The organism is uncultured Flavobacterium sp., assembly GCF_951805225.1.
Lineage (GTDB): Bacteria > Bacteroidota > Bacteroidia > Flavobacteriales > Flavobacteriaceae > Flavobacterium.
Genome location: NZ_OX638201.1, coordinates 914,719 through 937,124 on the forward strand (window position 1 = coordinate 914,719; position 22,406 = coordinate 937,124).

13 protein-coding genes and 1 riboswitch are annotated in these 22,406 nt (G+C 34.5%); of the genes, 10 read left to right on the plus strand and 3 right to left on the minus strand.

The features are described 5' to 3' along the window. Positions 1–463 precede the first annotated feature (463 nt). The 4 genes from metQ (at position 464) to WN975_RS04020 (ending at position 4,335) form a co-directional block, all read left to right on the plus strand. Positions 464–1,282 carry a methionine ABC transporter substrate-binding lipoprotein MetQ gene (gene metQ / locus WN975_RS04005; protein ID WP_337965329.1) on the plus strand — a complete coding sequence of 273 codons (819 nt, stop codon included), beginning with the start codon at positions 464–466 and terminating at the stop codon, positions 1,280–1,282. 183 nt (positions 1,283–1,465) lie between these two features. Beyond that, positions 1,466–2,047: a TetR/AcrR family transcriptional regulator gene (locus WN975_RS04010; protein ID WP_337965330.1), complete on the plus strand. Its 582-nt coding sequence runs from the start codon at positions 1,466–1,468 to the stop codon at positions 2,045–2,047. 59 nt (positions 2,048–2,106) lie between these two features. After that, positions 2,107–3,330, plus strand: a complete 1,224-nt coding sequence (locus WN975_RS04015; RefSeq protein WP_337965331.1) for an MFS transporter — start codon at positions 2,107–2,109, stop codon at positions 3,328–3,330. Positions 3,331–3,555: 225 nt separating this feature from the next. Next, positions 3,556–4,335, plus strand: coding sequence for a polysaccharide deacetylase family protein (locus tag WN975_RS04020; RefSeq protein WP_337965332.1), 780 nt, complete (start codon positions 3,556–3,558; stop codon positions 4,333–4,335). A gap of 146 nt (positions 4,336–4,481) precedes the next feature. Here WN975_RS04020 and WN975_RS04025 read toward each other — a convergent pair whose 3' ends face one another. Beyond that, the gene (locus WN975_RS04025; RefSeq protein WP_337965333.1) at positions 4,482–7,106 is read right to left on the minus strand and encodes a phosphatidylglycerol lysyltransferase domain-containing protein; all 2,625 of its coding nucleotides are present in this window, start codon (positions 7,104–7,106) and stop codon (positions 4,482–4,484) included. Positions 7,107–7,336: 230 nt separating this feature from the next. Here WN975_RS04025 and WN975_RS04030 point away from each other — a divergent pair, with 230 nt between their 5' ends. Then, positions 7,337–10,723, plus strand: a complete 3,387-nt coding sequence (locus tag WN975_RS04030; RefSeq protein ID WP_337965334.1) for a glycosyltransferase — start codon at positions 7,337–7,339, stop codon at positions 10,721–10,723. 153 nt (positions 10,724–10,876) lie between these two features. After that, positions 10,877–12,202, plus strand: a complete 1,326-nt coding sequence (gene xylA / locus WN975_RS04035; RefSeq protein ID WP_337965335.1) for a xylose isomerase — start codon at positions 10,877–10,879, stop codon at positions 12,200–12,202. Between the two features lie 184 nt (positions 12,203–12,386). Here xylA and WN975_RS04040 read toward each other — a convergent pair whose 3' ends face one another. After that, positions 12,387–15,065, minus strand: coding sequence for a T9SS type A sorting domain-containing protein (locus WN975_RS04040; RefSeq protein WP_337965336.1), 2,679 nt, complete (start codon positions 15,063–15,065; stop codon positions 12,387–12,389). Positions 15,066–15,637: 572 nt separating this feature from the next. Here WN975_RS04040 and WN975_RS04045 point away from each other — a divergent pair. From WN975_RS04045 to WN975_RS04060, 4 genes are all read left to right on the plus strand, one after another. Continuing rightward, entirely contained in the window at positions 15,638–16,294 is a 657-nt protein-coding gene (locus tag WN975_RS04045; RefSeq protein WP_337965337.1) for a LysM peptidoglycan-binding domain-containing protein, read from the plus strand. A 494-nt stretch (positions 16,295–16,788) separates the two neighbouring features. Beyond that, positions 16,789–17,025: riboswitch (cobalamin riboswitch) on the plus strand. A gap of 297 nt (positions 17,026–17,322) precedes the next feature. Then, a complete protein-coding gene (locus WN975_RS04050) occupies positions 17,323–19,176 on the plus strand; it encodes a TonB-dependent receptor (RefSeq protein ID WP_337965338.1) in 1,854 nt (617 codons plus the stop codon). 33 nt (positions 19,177–19,209) lie between these two features. Further along, on the plus strand, positions 19,210–20,370 hold the full coding sequence (locus tag WN975_RS04055; protein WP_337965339.1) for a YncE family protein: 1,161 nt from the start codon (positions 19,210–19,212) through the stop codon (positions 20,368–20,370). Positions 20,371–20,392: 22 nt separating this feature from the next. After that, positions 20,393–21,529 (plus strand): PKD-like domain-containing protein, encoded by a 1,137-nt coding sequence (locus WN975_RS04060; protein WP_337965340.1) that lies wholly within the window; start codon positions 20,393–20,395, stop codon positions 21,527–21,529. 122 nt (positions 21,530–21,651) lie between these two features. Here the strand turns inward: WN975_RS04060 and WN975_RS04065 are convergent, their stop codons facing one another. Then, positions 21,652–22,245 carry a hypothetical protein gene (locus WN975_RS04065; RefSeq protein WP_099712000.1) on the minus strand — a complete coding sequence of 198 codons (594 nt, stop codon included), beginning with the start codon at positions 22,243–22,245 and terminating at the stop codon, positions 21,652–21,654. Positions 22,246–22,406: the final 161 nt, after the last annotated feature.

A 22,406-nucleotide genomic window follows, 5' to 3' on the forward strand; every position in this document is an offset into this window, starting at 1 on the left:
TTAAAAATTAAAAGGTAGAGGAATAGCTTTGAGATTTTACCGCAAAGTGCGCAAAGGTTTTACTCTTCTAAGTTTGTTAAAAACACAAAGTACGCAAAGCTTTGTGTTCTTTATAATGTGTTTTACACAACCAAATCTTAGTGAACTTTGCGAAAATCTTTGCGCACTTTGCGGTAAAAAAAACACATAGATTTCAATTAAAATTGAGAATTAAAAATTAAAAAATAGGAGAATAGCTTTGAGATTTTACCGCAAAGTGCGCAAAGTTTTTTTGATATGCTATGCTTGTTAAAAACACAAAGTTCGCAAAGCTTTGTGTTCTTTATAATGTGTTTACACAATCAAATCTTAGTAAACTTTGCGTAAATCTTTGCGCACTTTGCGGTAAAATACACACAGTGAACAGATAAATTAAGAATTAAAACACACACAACAGATAATAATTAAATTAAAAAATAAAAGAATGAATACAAAACTAAATTTTTTAAAAGCAGCCGGAATCATAGCCTTGTCATTATCATTGGCTAATTGCGGAAAAAGTAAAAACGACGATCCGCATCATATAAAAGTTGGTGTAGCTGCAGGACCGGAATATGCTGTGGCACAAGCAGCGCAAAAAGTAGCCAAAGATAAATATGGTTTAGACGTAGAATTGGTTTCGTTTAACGATTACGTAATTCCAAACGAAGCTTTGAGTCAGGGAGATATCGATGCAAATGCTTTTCAGCACAAACCTTATCTTGATGAGCAATCAAAACAACGCGGATATAAATTGGCAATTATTGCAAAAACCTTCATTTATCCAATTGCGGCTTATTCTAAGAAAATCAAAAACCTTTCAGAATTAAAAAACGAAAGCACGATTATTATTCCAAATGATCCAACAAACGGAGGACGTTCTTTGTTGCTTTTGCAAAAAAACGGATTGTTGAAATTGCGTCCAAATGTTGGTTTATTGCCTAAAGTAACTGATATCGTAGAAAATCCTAAAAACCTTAAGATTTTAGAACTTGAAGCGCCACAATTGCCAAGAGCTTTAGACGATCAAAACGTAACGATTGCAATTATCAACAATACATTTGCTTCTCAAGCCGGATTAGTTCCTTCGCGTGATGCTTTGTTTGTTGAAGATAAAGATTCACCTTATGTAAATCTTATCGTAAGTCGTGAAGACAATAAAAAAGAAGAGAAAATACAACAGTTTGTAAAAGCTTTTCAATCTGCAGAAGTAGAGCAAGCAGCCGTTCGCGAGTTTAAAGGCGGAGCGGTAAAAGGCTGGTAATTTCTTATTTACTATATGTTTTCAATTTAAAACTCATCATAATCTGATGAGTTTTTTTGTTTGTAATCACTTGAAATGAAGTCATGATTTGAAGATCTGATTTTCTTTAAAATTAAATAAAAGTTAAAATGTTTGTTTATTTAGACCGATCGGTCTTATCTTTGTCTCGTTAAATTTAAAGTCATGAGTAAAGCAGAACGTACCAGACAATTTATTATCGAGACATCGGCACCTATTATTAATAAAAAAGGAATGGCCGGTACTTCGTTGAGCGATATTATGGAAGCTACAAAGCTTGCGAAAGGCGGTATATATGGTAATTTTGAGAATAAAGAAGAAATCTGTACCGAGTCATTTTTGTATCTAAGATCACAATTAGCAGCCAAATTGGACGCTGCAGTTGCTCAGGGAATTTCGGCTAAAGCCAAATTTATAAACCTACTTGAAGCTTACGGAGATGATAAAAATACCGTTGGCGGTTGTCCGATTTTGAATTTTGGAGTAGAAGCAGACGACACAAATCCGGTTATTAAAGAATATGTGAAAAAATCGATTCATTCTGCTCAAAAAAGATTTTCAACTATTATCGAAAATGGTATTGCCAACAACGAATTATCCTCAAACATAAACCCCGAACATTTTGCCATAAAAGTTTTTGCAATGATCGAAGGCGCAATTTTATGTCGTGAAATATTGAATAATAATGAACAAATGAATATTATCCTGGATAGTATCAAAACTGAATTTGAAAGCTACGTATTGTAGTTTTTTTTTAACCATTTTTAGACCGATCGGTCTATTTATTAATAATTAATTTTTTGAAAATGAGAAATTTAAAAGAAAATCATAAAGGCTTTAGTACCTTTTTAGCTCTTGCCCTAATTCCTTTATCTGGTTTTGCAACCGATATTTATTTGCCGTCACTTCCTGCGATGGCAAAAGACTTGAATGTTTCGGCGTCAGCCATTCAGCTTTCACTCGTATTTTTTATGTTTAGTTTAGGTGTCAGTCAGATTTTTATAGGAAGCATACTCGATAGTTTCGGGCGTTTTAAGATTAGTATTGTTTCACTTGCTGTATTTTCTTTAACCAGTTTTGTTATTGCCATTGTGCCGGATATTTATGTAATATATGCGATGAGAATTATCCAGGGAATCGCCATTGCCTTTATTGTGATCGCTAAACGAGCGTATTTTGTAGATCTTTTTTCGGGCGATAAGCTAAAAAGTTATATTAGTTTATTTTCGATTATTTGGGCGTGTGCACCAATTATGGCGCCGTTTTTAGGAGGATATTTACAAAATATATTTGGCTGGAGATCTAACTTTTATTTTCTTGGCGGATTATCATTATTATTTCTGATTTTAGAACTTCTTTACAGCGGAGAATCCTTAAAATATTTTCATCCTTTTAAATTAAAAAATATTGCACAAACTTATGCAGGAATGATCAAAACGCCAGATTTTACATTAGGAATCGTAATTTTGGGTATTTGTTTTGGTCTGGTTGTTATTTTCAATTTGTCAAGTCCATTTATTGTAGAACGTGTTTTAGGATATTCCGCAGTTACAACAGGATATAGTTCTTTATTGTCTGGTTTATCTGTAATGACAGGCGGAATTATCTCGAAATCACTTATTCATAAACCTTTGGGCAAAAAAGTAACTATAGCAGTTTCTTTGCAGGCTGTTTTGGTATTACTTATGATTTCTACGGCTCCAATGCTTAGTAATATTTATACTTTGGTAGGTTTTACAATGGGAATAAATATTTGCGGAGGTTTTATTTTCAATACGATTTATGGATATTGTCTAAGTCTATTTTCTAAAAATGCCGGCGTAGCAAGCGGATTAACGGGTGGAGCAACTTATATGGTAAGTTCAGTATTCAGTTATGGATTTGTGAATTTATATGCCGTAAAAAGCCAATTATTGCTTGGAGCAGCAAACATTTCATTAATCATTTTTATCAGCGTTCTTTTTATCATTTTCAATAGATACAGATTAAATAGCATCCTTAGTAAAAGTCTTAGTTTCCAGAATAAATAAGAAGAATTTGATTTTGAATATATAAAGCAATAAATCAAAATATTGGCTGCGCAGAGATTCTTTTGATTTTTGCGCAGTTCTTGTATTTATAATATATAAATACGGTTCAATTTAGATCGTATTTTTTTATGCATTAGAAATTGAAAAGGATTATATTTGAGAGACCGAAATCTATTTTAGGTTAAAAGCCTTTAGACTATAATTATCAAATACAGAAAGTAATTTATGAAGCTCTTTTTTTCGAAAACACTATTATTTTTAATGTTCTTAACGTTATTTTCCTGCGAATCCAAAAAGCAAAAAAAGGAGCCAAAAGACTATAAAGCGGGAGTTATTTTGTCTTTTGATGATGCATATGTAGATGAATGGTATATGGCGGATCAGGCTTTGAAAAAATACGGTTGGAAAGCTACTTTTAATGTGTGCCGAATAGATTCGATTGGTGCTCCGGAGATCAAAAAACTGCTTCAAATGCAAAAAGAAGGGCACGAAATTGCGGGTCACGGATATCATCATTACAATGCTGTAAAGTTTGTGAAAAAACATGGAATCACATCCTATATGAATCAGGAAATTGAACCGATGATCGAGTCAATGAAAAAACATTCGTTTAAGGTGACCACATTTGCTTATCCTTATGGAGAAAGATCTGATGCGTTGGATAAAGCATTATCTGCTAAATTTAAAATTATCAGAGGAAGAGCTTTTGGCGGTGAAGTTCCTGAGAAGCAAGATAGTTACTTTAATAATTCAAAAATTGTATTTGCGTTTGATATCGATAACAGCCACATTCATTTTAGTATTCCGTATCTTTTAGAATTATTGGATTATGCCAAAAAGAATGATAAAATTTTGCTTCTTTGCGGTCATAAACCAGTCAAAAATGTAACTGGAAATTATCAGACAAAAATTGAAACTTTAGAGTTTATCTGCAAATACATGAAGAAAAACGATCTTAAATATTACACAATATCTGATTTAGAAAATTTGCTTCCGCAGAAGTAAATTGAATAAAAAAAATCAGCCTAAATCCGCGTTTTCGCTTTAGCGAATCTGTTCCATCCGTGTATAAATTTTGAACGCAGATGACGCGGATTTGCAAGCAAAAACGCGGATTTTAACTGATTTTTTATGGTTTTGTTTTTAAAGAATTAAGGTTTTATCACTTTAGCTAAAATTCTAGGTATTTGAATTAAATCATAATCGTCTTCAAAAACAATATATTGATTGTGCCACGAAGGAGAAAATTTATCTTTGAAGTTGCGTAAACCTTTATAATGAGAAAACGATTTTACTTTTTCATAAGCATATTTCATTGACTTTTCCTGAATGGTTTGCGGATTTTCGATTCCGCTCATTGGCGCTAGACCAAGATCGACATAAGTAATGTCTTTTGATTTAAGATAATTAAAAAGCGCGACCATAATAAAGTCCATAATGCCATTTGGAGCATCATCGGTTTTTCGGATTAAGTCATAAGTGCTTTCATTTTTTGCGTAATCGGGAATGATATTTATAAAGGCAAGAATTTTTCCTTCGCTGTTTTCGACCGTAATAATGGTTTGTTTTTTGAGTTCTTCCCATAGAAAAATTCCCTGCGAAAAAAGGATTTCTTTTCTCGAAGTTTCCTGAAGCCATTGATCGCTAACCGCTTTAATTTGCTGCAATAATCCGTCTTTTATTGGAGGTTCATTTACGATAGATTGCAAACCAAGATCTGTAATTTTCTTTAAACCATTTCGCAATGATTTCCGATTTTGCCCTTCGAGATGAAATTCTCGAAGATCAACAACCGCAGCTTGACCAAGAAAGAAGTATTTTTTGCCAATATCAGTGTAAACATTCAAACTTGTTTCAGGAATTCGGTAATACATACTTCTAAGTCCAAAATCGTAACAGAATTTATCAAATTCAAGAATGCAAAGTTTAATTTCTTCGGTTGAACTTCCAACAGGATTTTCTAAAGCAACAGCAAAATTCCCTGCTAATCTGTACGAAATAAAGGCATTTTTACTTTTCGAAATAAAGAAAGATTTATCAAAATAGGTTTTAAAATAACCCAGACTTGAGTTTCCGTATTGCTGCATTAAATTAGTTGCAATCTCTTTTTCTTCGTCTGTTGGAGTATTTCTTAAGATCGAAGGTTTTACCAAAGTATAGATTAAAAAGCCAAAAGAAAGGAATCCGCTAATCTTGAGCGAAATTAGAAAATGTGTCGCAAAAGTTCCCGTTGGATGCAGATTTTCGCTACCAATCAAGAAATAATTCTGAAGCGTATATCGAATCGATTCTCCTAAACTAAAATCGATATTAAAATGTTTTTTATCAAAGAAATAAAAACCAAGAATACCATAAATTAGAACGGCAAGAATGCTTAATAGCGAAGTTTGCAAACCAATAAGACCAAGCTTTGGATTTGTTTTTATATAATATTCTTTTCTCGTGGCGATTAAAACAAAAAGAACCAGAAGTGCAATAGTAGATTCCTCAAAATCAATTGCTTTTGTTAGATTTCCTATTAGAGAAATTACAGATAAAAAGATAGCAAACCACCACGCCATTCGGAGTCCTTTTAGCATAAATGCCGAAGTAACTAATAGAAATAATCCGGTTGTAAATACCAGATAATTTGAAGTACTTATAGCTTCAATAGGCAGGAAACTTTTAAGAATATGTAATCTGCTATGGATTGCGGGCGTGAGTACGGAAATAATATTGATAATACCAAGAATCAGCAAAAGCAAGGCGGGAATAACACGCAATAAGAGCTTCTGGATTTTGGAAACAAAAAGAATAATCCCTGCAAATAAAGGAAGCCAGAATTCAAAAAAGCGATAAAATAAAGTGATTGCAACTGCTTGCATATTATCAAAACCATACCGAATTAAAATATATCCCATAGAAACTTCGACTGCGCCCAAACCTCTTAAAAATGGGGAAATAATCAGGAAAATCACCGCAACAACATAAGCCATTGTTGCAGCAAAAAGAGACGACTCAAATTGAAGCGCTTTCATGGCAATGTAAATGTGCAGAATGCCAACGGCATCAATTACTACGGAACATAAGACTATTTTGAAAAAGCCATTTCTGTTTATTTTGTGTTCTTGTAAATCAAGTAAAAACGGTTCGATTTTAGGAAAATTTCTCAAGATAAATCTATAAAGTTTTCCTTTTTGAAGTAAAGAATTAAACAATAGAAAAAACAACGGAATAATGACGATTACAAGACCAAAAAACAACCATTCGTTATAACCAATATCTCCTTTTAACAAAGAAAAAAGAAATAATGGTATTGCAAAAAGAATTACGGAAAGAATTCCTGTAAAACCATAAATTGCTGAGGCTAAATGAACATCTGTTTTGGTTACGCCTTTTTTTAGCAAAGGTTCTGTGAAAAACAGAAGCGAGGTAATACCGCCAGCAGGAATAAATACACTGATAAAATTACGTTTCAGAAACAAATTTGTAGCATCTTTCAACGTGATTTTGGCGCCAATCGCTGTAAACGAAACGACATACATTAATCCTTGCAGAAAGATATAAGAAATAGTGACTAAGAAACCAATTAATATCCATAACGGGCTTGCTTCTGTAATGCTGTTTTTGATTTGATAAAGTTCAGTTCGTTCTTGTTTTATAAACCAAAAAGCAATTAGAAAAAAAATAAGCGTCAAGACAATCTGACCTAATAATTTGCCCTTTTTCGAAAAGAAATTAAACACTCCTTTTTTGAAAAAGGTTAGTTTGTTATTCGTGTCTTTTGGTTCTGTCATAATAAGCTTACTTATTTACTTTGTTATAAAAATACCACAATTATTTGTTATTTAAGAGACTTGATTGTTTAAAAGTCAGTCAATTAAGAATTATATAAGGAAAATTGGTGTTTCAATATGAATTAGGATCAAATTTTATATTTACAACGTAAAAACTTGTTAATACATCGGAAATGAATTAATAGAATAAAATTTTTGGTGTACATTTATACATCAATTTTGAGAAGATTATGGAAGATAAAAAACAAGTATTTCAGACGGAAACGAAATTGCGCTGGCGAACTTTTCAATGGTCAACGCGATTGATTATTTTTTTCTTATTAATGTTAATTCCTGTCTTTATTATCACACTGCAAAGAGGTTTGAAACCTGTATTGCCAATTTTGGGTAATGATCCTTCGACACAAAAATTATTAAGTCCAACTATTCCACAGGAACTTAGTGCAAAAGATCTTAGAAAATACAAAGGTTTTGATAGCTTTTTGAGATCAAAATCAAAAATGGAAGAGTTGAAAAAACAAAATCAGGCGGTTGATTTTCAGGAAATCAGAGCGGCTTTTTATGTAGATTGGGATCCGCAGAGTTTGTTTTCGCTTCAAAAAAATATTGATAAACTCAATATGGTAATTCCCGAATGGTTTTTTATAGATCCTAAAACTGATTTACTTCGGACTGAAATTGATACGGCAGCTTTAAAGATTATGAAGAAAGCCGGAATCAAAATTATTCCAATAATCAACAATATTAATGAATCGAAAGGTGGAGATTTTGATGGCGATTTGGTGCATCGAATTCTGCATGACAATGTAAAAAGAGAAAGGCTGATAAATGATATTGTAAAGAACCTGAAGCAATATAAACTTCAGGGAATTAATATTGATTTTGAAGAATTTAAAGAAAGTAGCGATGAACCAATAATCGCTTTTCAAAAAGAACTTTACGAAAAATTGCATGCACAAGGCTTAATTGTCACGCAGGATATTATGGCTGACAATGGTGATTTTAATATAAAAGCATTGGCAAAATACAATGATTATATGTTTCTGATGGCATATGATGAGCATTATGCAGGAAGTGTTCCGGGTGCAATAAGCAGTCAGAAATGGACAGAAAGAATCCTCGATCAGATTGCGAAAGAAATTCCATCGAACAAAATTATTCTCTGTTTTGCAGGATATGGATATGATTGGGAACAAAATAAAGAGGCAATAACGGTTACTTATGATGAAGCATTATCGCTCGCAAAACAATATGGCGCAACGATTACTTTTGACAATAATACTTACAACAATTCTTTTAGTTATAAAGACGGAAGAGGGAACAAACATCAGGTGTATTTTACAGATGCGGCGACCAATTTTAACACCATTCGTTTTGCAGATGAATACGGAACTGCCGGTACAGCATTATGGCGATTAGGCAGTGAAGACGGTAGATTGTGGCATTATTATAATCGAAGTTTGACAAACGAAAGTGTGGCAAAAAACGCATTCGATTTTAGAACTTTAGAAAAAGTACACATGATTTTTTCGACTCCGGATTATATTGGAGAAGGAGAAGTTCTGAATGTTTTGACAGATCCTCAACCGGGAAAAATTAAACTTCAAACTGATCCGAAAGAATCGATTATAACTGAGGAAAGTTATCTTGAATTGCCAACAAAATATGTAATCAGCAAGTTTGGAAATGTACATAATGAGGTTGTTTTAACTTTTGATGATGGTCCGGATCCAACTTATACACCACAAATTCTGGATATTTTGAAGCGTGAAAAAGTACCTGCAACTTTTTTTGTTGTGGGACTTCAGGGCGAGAATAATATTCCGCTTTTGCAGCGAATTTATACTGAAGGACACGAAATTGGGAATCATACTTTTACACATCCAAATATTGCATTGGTAAGTAAAGAACGAGCTTCGGCAGAAATGGAAACCACGCGTTTGTTGATCGAAGCAGTTACTGGCAGAAGTACCGTACTTTTTAGAGCGCCATACAATGCAGATGCTGAACCTACAACTGAAGCTGAACTTAGACCTGTTGCATTGAGTAAAGCCCAGAATTATTATACGGTTGGAGAAAGTATCGATCCCAACGATTGGGAAAAAGGAATTATCGCGGATAGTATTTACGCCAGAGTTATTAGAGAATATGAAGAAGATCCAAGCAAAGGGATAATTTTGCTTCATGATGCGGGCGGAAACAGACAACAAACTGTAGAAGCGTTACCGCGAATTATTAAATATTTTAAAGACAAAGGCGTTCGGTTTACGACAGTTTCTAAGTTGTTGGGGAAAAGTAAAAATGAAATTATGCCTAAAGCCAAAGGTAATTTAATGACGCTTGACAACATTATTTTTGGTCTTGGATATTGGTTTGGACACTTTATTACGGCTGTTTTCTGGATTGCAATTCTGTTGGGATTCTTTCGCATTTTGTTGATGGCATTCATGGCTTTTTACAAGAAATGGAAAGACCACAAACATCCTTTATCCTATACTACAGAAGGAGAAAATTATCCTAAAGTAAGTATTATTGTTCCGGCGTATAATGAAGAAGTAAATGCTGTAAAAACAATTCAGAATTTGCTGCGACAAGATTATCCAAGTTTCGATATTATTTTTGTAGATGATGGCTCAAAAGACAGCACTTTTTCTAAAGTCGATTTAGAATATAAAAATCATCATATTGTAAAAGTTCACACTAAAGTGAATGGCGGAAAAGCGTCTGCTCTTAACTACGGAATTTCTATTACAAACAATGATTTTGTGGTTTGTATTGATGCCGATACGCAATTAAAAACTGACGCACTTTCGCAATTAATGAAGTGTTTCAGGCTACAATTCAAAAACAATCAACAAGTTGGCGCCGTTGCCGGAAATGTAAAAGTGGGTAACGAAAATACGATGTTGGCAAGATGGCAAAGTATCGAATATACAACCGCGCAAAACTTCGACAGACGAGCTTTTGATTTGGTTAACGGAATTACGGTTGTGCCCGGTGCAATTGGAGCTTTTAGAAAAGAAGCGATAGAAATTGCCGGAGGCTTTACAACAGATACTCTTGCCGAAGATTGTGATTTGACCATTAGAATTTTGCGAAACAATTATCGCATTGTCAATTGTGTTGAAGCTGTTGCGGTTACAGAAGCTCCAGAAACTTTGAATGAGTTTATGAAACAGCGTTTTCGCTGGAGTTACGGAATTATGCAGGCATTCTGGAAAAATCGTGATGCTTGTTTTAATCCAAAGTATAAAGGTTTGGGAATGATTTCGCTGCCAAATGTGCTGATATTTCAGATTCTGCTTCCAATATTTGCTCCATTGGCAGATTTAATTTTGATTCTAAGTTTAATCTGGAATCATAACGATCCGGACAGTCTTCACAAAATCGCGATTTATTACCTGGTTTTTATGCTTGTCGATATGTTGGTAAGTGTAATTGCTTTTGTATTCGAAAAAGAGCGATTAAGCAAGTTAATATGGCTTATTCCGCAGCGATTTGTTTATCGTCAATTGATGTATGTAATATTGTTCAGAGCCATCAGAAGAGCCATAAAAGGAGAAAGTCAGAGTTGGGGAGTATTAACCAGAACCGGAAATGTGGGTTCATTAGATTAGTTTCTAAGAGGTTAGTCTTTTATAACAAAAATCTATACTAAAGTAACAATTCAAACGTTTTTTTATTTTCAAATGGTCATTTAAACTATATATTTGGATCGTGATATAGCAGGGTTTAGAAAAGGAAATTAGGTTAATAATAAAGCAATAAAAATGGTAGTTTTAGGAGACAAAGAGTATTATAAAGGAATTGGTAAAATCAATTTTGAAGGAAAGGATTCAGACAATCCTTTGGCTTTTAGATATTATAATCCTGACCAAATTGTTGCAGGCAAAACTATGCGCGAACATTTTAGATTTGCGATATCTTATTGGTATAGTTTCGGAGGTGCAGGATCAGATATTTTTGGACAATCAACTCAAACTCTTGCCTGGAATGAATTAAGGGAACCTATTCAGGCTGCAAAAAATCGCGCCGATGCTGCTTTTGAATTTATAAGCAAAATGGGATTTGATTATTATTGTTTTCACGATCATGATTTAGTTCAGGAAGGACAATCTTTTACCCAGTCGGAATTGCGATTGGCAACCATGACAGATTATTTGAAAGAAAAACAAGCAGTTTCAGGAATTAAAGCACTTTGGGGAGCTGCCAATTGTTTTTCGAATCCAAGATATATGAACGGCGCCGCTACAAATCCGGATTTTAAAGTAGTTGCGAGAGCTGCGGCTCAGGTAAAATTAGCGATGGATGTGACTATTGCACTTGAAGGCGAAAATTATGTTTTTTGGGGAGCGCGCGAAGGTTATTTGAGTTTGCTAAATACAGACATGAAACGTGAACTGGATCATATGGGAATGTTTCTGACTAAAGCAAGAGATTATGCAAGAGGGCAAGGTTTTAAAGGGAATTTCTTAATAGAACCAAAACCTATGGAACCGTCTAAACATCAATATGATTTTGATTGCGCAACGACAATTGGTTTCTTACGTGAACATGGTTTAGAGAAGGATTTTAAAATAAATATTGAAGTAAATCACGCAACATTGGCACAGCATTCTTTTCCGCATGAACTTGAAGTGGCAGCAATGGCTGGAATGTTAGGAAGTATTGATGCCAATCGAGGTGATCAACAAAATGGCTGGGATACTTCTCAATTTCCAAACAACATTCAGGATGTTACAGAAGCGATGTTGGTATTTCTTAAAGCAGGCGGAGTTAACGGTGGCGGTATAAATTTTGATTCGAAAATTAGAAGAAATTCCACAGATATGGAGGATATTTTTCTGGCACATATTGGTGGCGCAGATGTTTTTGCAAGAGCTTTATTGACTGCTGATAAAATTATTACTTCGTCGCAATATGAAAATTTAAGAAAACAACGCTACAGTTCTTTTGATAGCGGAAAAGGAAAACAATTTGAACAAGGCAAACTGAATTTTAAAGATCTATACACGATTGCAATCGAAAACGGTGAACTGGAATTACAAAGCGGAAAACAAGAGTTTTTTGAGAATATTATCAATCGTTATATCTAGTTTAGAAGAGTCATAAAAACACGAATTACACTAATTTTCACAAATTTTAAGGATTTGCTTCGTTTGTGAAATTAATTACACAAACTAATTAGTGGCAATTAGTGAAATTCGTGTTCAAAATCAAAAATCCCATTCACAGAAGCGAATGGGATTTTAAGTTTATAATTAAGGCAAATTGTAAACTTTAATTTTTAACGAATTTAAAGTTTTGCACCGAATTACCTTCTGTTGAAGCTTTTATCATATAAATACCTTTTGCAAGACCATTTACAGGAACTTCAGAAGTAATCATGTCTTCGGCAATAATAGTCGTTTTCCAAACTTCTTTTCCTGCTATATCGTACATAGAAAGCGCAACTGGACCATTTATGGTATGATCAAATTTTATTCTGAAAGTACTTGATGCCGGATTTGGAAACACATAATTGGTTGCAGCCGTTTTAAAATAATTAGGCGTGCTTAAATTTGTTGCTACCGAAATTGCATACAAAGCAGCATCAGCCTGAGGCAATTGAACACTTAAAGTTCCTTGCGATGTACTTGTCGCACCAGAATACAATTCTTTGACCGTATAATTTCCGGAAGCCAAGCCAAGACGGCTTAAATTGACATTGTTGGTTACTGCAGCATTGCTATAATTAAACACGGCAACATAAGTAACGCCGTTTTTTGTAGCCGAAAAAACATTGGCAGCATTATAACCCGTATTTCCATCAGCAGGACGAAATTGAATATCAGCGCGGGCAACATTCATAACATCATTATTTTGTAAAAGACTTTGTGCTTTTGCTTTCCATGCTCCCGCAACAGAGAAATCGTCACCAGTTGTAATCGTTCCTGTTACGACACTGCCTAAAAGTCGCGCACGATTTTCTCCCGCAGTAACAGTTCCAAACACAACATGATCCGCATCCAGATAATCATAAATTTGATTTTGCCACCAGCCATAAGTCGTGCTGTTAAGCGTATAATCGCTATCACCAATACTGCTGTAAGCATCGCAGGCAATACGGCGCATATGCACGTAAGGTCCCGTCGCAATATTAGGCGATATCGCAGCTTCGACTAACATTGTACCATTAATTTCGTCTACTAAATATTTCATTCCTTCCTGATAAGCCTCCATTCCGGTATGCAATTGGTAATTCACAAAACTATCTGCTTCGATACTGGCGTGCGTCAAAAAGTCGACTTTTACCATTTCAAAACCAGCGGCTTTAAAACGATTGATGAAATAATGTATTCTCGCCTTAGTTCCCGGACTTGTAGGATCCATGGCATATGCGCCATCCAATTCAAAAGGAGCGCCATTAACCGTAGTCCAACATTGATTGTAGTTGTACGAACTGCCTTCGACTTGACGATTGTATTTTCCCCAATCTACAAACGGAGCCCAATAAATACCTGCTTTAAAACCTTTGCTTTTAGCATAAGTAACAAATTGCGCCAATTGTGCGTCAGTCATATTATCCCAATACGAATCAAGATCTATAAATAGAGTATTGTCTTCGGTTTTAAAAGCCGGACAATCATTCTTAAAAAAGTCTACAACTGCATTAACCTTCGTTAAATTAATAGAAGTTTGCATTGCGCCCCAACTATTCCAGCCCATAGGTTTTGGTGCCGTCCAGTCAAAAATATATTTAGGTTGAAGCGCTGCATTTGCCTGAGCAAATTCCTCAAAACCAGTTCGCCAATCGTCATTTGCACTTATAATTACTTTAGGTGAAGGACAGCTTGTTTGACCAACATTTACCCAACCATGACCACGAGTATCTCTGGTAACTTCTTTTTTTGTCCATCCCGCAATAACCGAAACATAGGCAGATGAGGTTCCGCCACCATTTACGGTAATTCCTGTTTTCCATTTTGTGTGTTCAAGAGAACCAATAACCAATCCTTTTCGGTTTGTATTGTTGTAAATATTAGTAACCTCAGATGCAGTAAAATCTGCAGCATTAAGCGGATAAGCATTGTAACGAACCCATGCATCATTATCATAAGGCACAAAAACCGCTCTGGTATCTCCTGTGCCAAAGTTTGGTGTAACCTGATTACTTGTCAAAGGCGACATTTTGTAGCAATTAGAGCCATTTCCCGTAAGGACAACCTGAACGGCAAGGTAATTTTTGTTGGTATAAGTGTAGAAAATCTGCTGCATTCCCAACGTATAATTTCCACTTAAAGTGAAAATATGCTTCGTACCGCTTCCAATATTATCCGTAAAAGATTCTGTAGAATAAACCGCCGAAGCAAAATTGCTACTTACATATTGTTGATCGCTTGAGGCATAAGCAGATGCATTAGTAATTACTGTAGCGCCATTAAATTTTACGCTATACGTTTTGTTGGTTAAATTGTAAACGACGCTGTTATTTGTCCCAAAATTCACGGTTTGATTACTTGACGCCGCCATTGGAGTCAAAACAAACTTATCTAAATTTGGCGCCCAGGAATTTGTGTTATCCCAAAGCAGAGTAGTGGTTCCGCTGTTTAAATAAACACTAATGTTTTGCGAAGCTGCGGTACTCCAGCCTCCGCTAGGATCACACGGAATCGAAATTGCCGTTGCCGAACCTGCCGTTAAACGAATGGTTCGCGGATCTCCTGTACAATAAAACAATTGCAGTTTGTACCAGCCAGTTGTCGCCACAGAAACGTTTACCGAAACGCTGCTGTCACCGCCCAAATTTCCAACTATTTTGCCGGAACAGGCATCACAGTTTTGTATGTTGGCACTATTGGTGCGCGTGCCATTTTCGAATTCATAAGTTTGGGCCGAACTGCATAAGGCAAATAATAATACTATGACGGTAAGAAATGCTTTAACCGAAAATTTTTCTTTTGTAATTTTTTCTTGCATAATAATTTATTTTAAATAGTTAAGATGCAGTACTATACTATACTGTGCTACAATGATAAGAAAAATATTAATATGATGTATATAATGTTAAAAAATAAATGATTTAATTGTTTTTTAATGACTTAATTACGGTATTTGTTTATTGATAATGTTTGAAGAAGAGATATTTCGAGCGGGCCTAAAAAGCGAGTAGGACAACGCAAAACAAAATAATCCATGAAACAGATCTGTTTTTGACCAAATACAGGTAAAATTAATAACCAGTAATTATCAAAGGAAGCGGTTTTAGGGATATTTCAAAACATCTTAAACAAAGTAAATCAGTTTGATAAAATATTGATTTTTATTTTGTTAGTTAATTGAAAAACAAGTATTTATACTTGATTTGGATCGCTGTAAATGAATTAAATTTGATTCGAAAATTAATCAGGTTTTTAAAAAGCAGAACCTTTAACTACAAATAAAATCTACAGAGGTATTTTGATAGAGGTTCTATTTTTTAATAGTAGTAAAAAAGATTCATCCCCGAATCATTTTGAAATAATTAAGTGTAACCCCTAAAAAATCAAATTATGTTCTACACAGTAAAATCCGGCGACACGTTGTCAAAAATCGCTAAAAAGTTTTCGATTTCTATTGAGTTAGTATTGGCATTTAATAAGAATATTAAAAATGTCGATCATATTTTTATTGGTCAGCTCATTCAAATTCCGAATTTAGAAGATGTTCCTGAAAAGGAAGTAATTCCTATAACCGAAAGTCCCAATAAACTCATACAAAAGGCAAGAACGGCTGTTGGTAAAAAAATAAAGTATAAGTTAGGCGAGGGCGGAATAAATCCTTCTTTGGCTTTACCAACGTCTAATAATGAATGCGATTGCAGCGGCTTTATTTGCTGGGTTTTAGGATTATCCAGAAAGACCACAATTCCGTTTTATCAAAAATATGGCGGATGGATCTTTACGGATTCAATGGAAAAAGATGTTATTAGTAGCGCAGGTATTTTTGAAAAACTAAATATTCCCGAAGTGGGATGTATTGTGGTTTACGGCGCAGGTCCAAAAATTGGTCACGTAGGTATTGTATCTGAAGTTGAAAACGAAAAAATGAAGAAAGTGATTCATTGCAGTTCCGGAAATTATTCGAAATTTAATGATTCAATTTTGGAAACCGTGCCAACAGTTTTTAATCGCGCAGATGCTTTATGGGGAAGATTCTCAGGAATTTGATATAATTAATCTCGCAAAGGCGCAAAGGCGCAAAGTTTTTGTCATTTCGATTTCTGTGAAAAAACTATTTTTTAGGAGCTAATCCCGCTATCCGTTTCAATCTTTTGCGTCCGCCGCAGCGGACACAAAAGGATTTCCACTTCTATCGGGGCTAGGACAGTCGTTTTCATAATAATATTTTCGTCTAGTTTGTCATTTCGACGGAGGAGAAATCTCCACAAGTAGCTCCGTAATTAAAATCACCAATCTTTATCGAGTACTAAATTTATTGAATAGCCTCCTGCTTTAGCTGGAGGTTTTTAATTTACGCAACAATAAGGCTTTAGCCAAATTAGATATTTTTGGCTAAAGCCATCTCAGATTGATTTTATAAAAACTCCAGCTAAGGCAGGATCTAATAATCTAGTTTTATTTTTAAGATATTCATTTTTAACTATATAGGTTTCTGTTTTTTGTTTTTTTTAAGAAATTAGATATTAACTGATGTGTTTATGTATCTTTGCGCTCGCAATGGTTTAGCTATTCTTTTCGAGTTTAGCTGACGAAGAGGGAATCAGGTGCAAATCCTGGACAAGCCCGTTACTGTAAATTCCATGCAACATTTTGACTGATCCAATCGCTTTTTTAAGCTTTTGAAATCGAATCTTTTGCCACTGCATTTTTTCTGAATGTGGGAAGGCTGATCAAAATGGGAATAAGTCAGGAGACCTGCCAATGCTTATAATTTCAAACTCTCGTGGACCAGAGTTTTGAGACAAACACAAATATCAAACTAACATTTGATTTCGATTTTACCGTTAACAACTATTTAGTTAAATAGAGTATTTTTTATGCACTTATGTGAACATAGGCGTTTGCGTCTAATACATAGTGGATTTTTTGTACTTGCATGGATTTTATTTTTGAATCCGATGTATGGACAAGATAATCCTCTGAAAAATAATAAGGACTTAGATTCTTTAAAGAAACATCAATTGAATGAGGTTATTGTAACCACAAGCAAGCGTGAATTTAAAGTTGAATCTCCTATGCCTGTCCAAATATTGTCAGGAAAACAGCTTGAAAAATTAAATAGTCTTTCTGTTGCAGATGCTGTGCGTTATTTTTCGGGTGTTCAATTGAAAGATTATGGCGGAATTGGCGGTCTGAAAACTATAAATGTCAGAAGTTTAGGAAGCGCTCATACGGCGGTTTTTTATGACGGAATGACCGTTGGAAATGCGCAAAACGGACAAGTAGATCTTGGAAAATATTCATTGGATAATATTGAAGCGATTGAATTGTATAACGGACAAAAATCAACTATTTTTCAGCCTGCGCGTGGTTTTTTCGCTTCGAATACACTTTTCTTAAAAACAAAAATTCCTGATTTCTCCTCCGGAAGAACTACAAAAATAAGAGTTGGCGTAAAAACAGGTTCGTTCGGACTTTTTAATCCTTCTTTTCTGTATCAACAAAAATTATCCTCTAATTTCTCTCTTACAGCAAGTACAGAATGGCTTAAAGCCGATGGAAAATATAAATACAGATATCAAAAGACGAATGGTTATGATACAACGGCTGTCAGGCAAAATGGTGATATCACGGCTTTAAGAAGTGAATTAACATTACAGGCAAAAGTTGGAACTATGGGTCAGGCTTCGTTAAAAGCCTATTATTATGATTCTGAACGTGGACTTCCGGGAGCGATTTTAGCCAATAAATATGAATATGTGCAGCGACAATGGGACAGAAACTTCTTTGTTCATGGTTCTTTTCAAAATTCATTTTCGAAGAAATACGAACTACTTGCGAATATAAAATTCAGCAGAGATTATAATCGGTACATTGATCCTGATTATAAAACATTGCAAGGCGCACTGGATAATAAATATTATCAAAATGAATTTTATGCTTCTGTTGTAAATCAATATACGATCAAGGAATGGTGGAAAGTTTCTCTGGCTACAGATTTTTCGATCAATACACTTACTGCTAATTTATACCGATTTCCATATCCAACCCGATATTCTTATTTGGGCGCATTGTCTACAGAAATGCATTGGTCAAGGCTTGATATTCAGGCAAATTTGTTAGGCGCTTATGTCGACGAACAGGTTAAATATTATCAGCAAGGTGACAGTCAGCATGTTTTTTGTCCGGTTGTATCGGCTTCTTATCAACCTTTCGATACTAAAAATTTCAGAGTTAGGGCATTTTATAAAGAATCTTTCAGAATGCCAACTTTCAATGATTTGTATTATACTTTTATCGGAAACAGCTCTTTAAAACCTGAATTTACTACACAATATGATTTTGGTTCCACCTATATTATTGAACCGAAAAAGTTTCTACAATCAGCTTCTTTTCAGGCTGATGTATATTATAATCACGTAAAAGATAAAATTGTTGCGATGCCGTCTGCCAATTTATTTCGCTGGACGATGATGAATCTTGGTGAAGTAGATATCACAGGTTTTGAATTGAATACGAACTTCGTTTTACGTTTTCCGGAAGAAATATTTCTGGATTTGGGCTTGAGTTATACGTATCAAAAAGCAATTGATGTTACGCCAAATGGCACAACTTACGGAGATCAGATTCCGTATACGCCAATGAACAGCGGAACTGCAACTTCGTCTATAAGCTGGAAAAACTGGCAGTTGAACTACAGTTTTATTTATACCGGAGAACGATACAGTCAGAAAGCGAATATTCCTGTAAATTATGTAAAGCCTTGGTATACCAGCGATATGGCTTTGATTTGGGATGGAAAATTCCTAAAACTTCCAACAAAAATAGGAGCGGAGGTCAACAATATTTTCAATCAATATTATGATGTGGTTTTAAATTTTCCGATGCCGGGAAGAAATTATCGCCTGAGTATGTCGGTAAATTTTTAATGTAAAAGATATTAAATAATTAAATTTTCTATTATGAAAACAAACTTCAAGTTTTTGATCGTATTGGTTTTAATAGCCATGAGTTTTCAGGCGTGTCAGCAAGATGATCCTATTATCCCAGAAGAGGTGGTTGTTTTGCCTCCGGAAACGGTTACAACAGTCGACGGATTTTATCTTCTTAACGAAGGAAATATGAATATGAACAAATCGTCATTAGACTATTATGACTATAAATCCGGGACTTACAGACGAAATGTTTACGGTCAGGCAAATCCGGAAGCGACTTTAGGTTTGGGAGATGTGGGAAATGATATTGGTATTTACGGATCAAAAGTTTATGCTGTAATCAATAACTCAAATAAGATCGAAGTTATGGATGCTGCGACAACTAAACGTCTTAAAGTTATTGATGTGAAAAACTGCCGTTACGTGACTTTTGCAAACGGAAAAGCGTATGCAAGTGCTTACGATGGTGAAGTACAATTGGGAGAAAATTCTCCAAATGGTTTTGTTGCCGAAATTGATACGACATCACTTAAGATTACAAGAACGGTAAAAGTGGGACGTCAGCCTGAGGAAATGGCGATTGTTGGTGACAAATTATACATCGCAAATTCAGGCGGATATAGTCCGCCAAATTATGAAAGAACAGTTTCTGTAATTGATTTGAAAACTTTTACAAAAATCAAAGATATTGACGTTGCGATCAACCTTCACAGACTTAAAGCAGACGCTGACGGAGATATTTATGTAAGTTCTCGTGGCGATTATTACAATATTCCTTCAAAACTTTTTGTAATCGATACGAAAACGGATAAAGTCAAGAAAACCTTTGATATTGCTTGTGCCAATCTTTCTATTGTTGGAGATAAAGGTTATATAATTGGATCAGAATTTAGTTATGTCACTTTCAAATGGAAGATAAATTATTCTATGATCGACGTAAAAAACGAGACTTTACTTGAAGGAAGTTTTTTGCCTAAAGCAGTTAGCGATCAAATTAAAACACCTTACGGACTTGCAGTTGATCCTTTTTCGTTAAATGTTTACATAACAGATGCCGGCGATTATGTTTCGCCTGGAAAATTGTATTGTGTCGATAAAAACGGTGAAACTAAGTTTACTGTTATTACGGGAGATATTCCGGCTCACTTTGCCTTTAAACTCAAAAAAACAATCAAAAACAATCAATAACCTTTAAAATTAAAAAAAAAGAATGAAGAAGATTTTATTTACCTTGTCAATTGTCCTGTTTTTGGCGGGATGTTCTAAAGATGATGATGCTGTACAGAGTCCTCCGAAAATTGAAATTACGATTCCTGCAAATGGTTTCGTTACAGATAAAATGCAATGGTTCAGTGTTAAACCTCAAGTAGGGACCGATATAGAGAATACCTATAAATGGGTCGTAAATGGCAAGGAAGTGTCAACAACTGCTGATTTATCTTATGTATTTGCAGCAGCTGGAACTTATAATGTTGAATTTAAAGCTAAAAATGGAGTAGGCGAAAGCTCGAAATCATTTACTGTTACGGTAAACGATAAAGTGTATTTGAACAGAATCAAAAATGTGTTTGATTTTTTTCCGGCGCCGGGACAATTCACCAATGGTTTACCTGAATATGTTGCGGGAGATACTGATGAAATCATGCGCGCAAAAGCTGAAAAAGCAATCACGACCGATAATAGTATGATTACTCTTGGAGGATTTGGAGGTTATGTGACTTTTGGTTTTGACCATACGGTTGTTAATAAAGAAGGAAATGATTTTATCGTACTTGGAAATGCATTTTCAAATTGGGCAGAACCTGGAATTATAATGGTTTCTATCGATGCTAACGGAAATGGAAAACCGGATGATGAATGGTTCGAAATTGCAGGTTCTGAGCATAGCAAAGCAACTACAATTAAAAACTACGAGATAACGTATTATAAACCAGCTACAGAGCCGGAAGATCCAAGTGAACCAAATTATATTCGCTGGACGGATAATCAGGGAAAAACAGGTTATGTTTCGAAAAATCCTTTCCACAGTCAGCCATTTTATCCATCATGGAAAGGAAGTACGATTACTTTTAAAGGAACATTTTTGCAATCTAATGCCTTTGATCAATCAGGAACGGGAAGTTATTGGGTTTGTCCGGCATATGATTGGGGTTACGCAGATAACTGGTCTAATACTGATGACAAAGCGCAAATTAATATCGATTGGGCTATAAACTCAAAAGGAGAACCTGTAAAACTAAAAGGTATTGACTTTGTAAAAGTTTATAATTCGAATCGTGCAGAAGCGGGTTGGTTAGGAGAAGTTTCTACGGAAGTAACAGGATTTAAAGATTTGAATTTACCGTAAATTATTATTATTATTATTATTATTATTATTATTCAGAATCTTATTAAAGGAAATTAAATAGTAAACCCGACAAGTTTTTAAACGCTTGTCGGGTTTGTTTTTTTTTAGATTTCGGAATAAATTTATTCTTTATACAATATAATAGTTGCCTTATAACCAGTTCCAACATTCCATTGGCTGGCTTTGATTACTTCGCCTTTTTCATCATAAACCTGAAACTCGGCTGTATTTGGTGATGCAGAACCTTCGTTTAAGGCTTCAAAATCAATTTTGTTGATTCCTTTTACCAAAGTTATTTTGAATCCCTGAAATTCACCATTTAAACTTACTTCTTTTTCAATCACTTTATCATTCAGATAAACTCTGATTTTGTCGCCATCTACAAAAGCAGCATCACGATATCGAACTGACGAAACGGTTGTATTGGTAACATAACCGCCTAAATATTCATTTCTTCTATAAAAAATTCCTTCAACATTAGCTTCTTTTTTATAAAGACTATTGTTTTTGTAAAGGTCATCCGGATTAATTTTTAAAACCGTTGGATCTTTTACCGGCGGCGTATCTGTATTTGGAGGTATTTCTGTTGGTGGTAGATTTTCTTTTATTTCAGAATTGTTGGCCGGAATTGGCTTGTATTTACCATTTACTTCTTTTTGCGCATATCCATGTAGAGAAACCCCGGTTATTATAATTATAAACAATATTTTTTTCATACTTCCTGTAATTAATTTTAAAGCATTAAAAACGTATTAATGCCTATGTAGATAACATTTATTGATAGGTGTTTATTGCATTCGGCAAAAATTAATTGTCTTGTAAAGGAGACTTTTCATCAAAAGAATATTACCTGAACTTATATTCTAAAGTTAGTAAA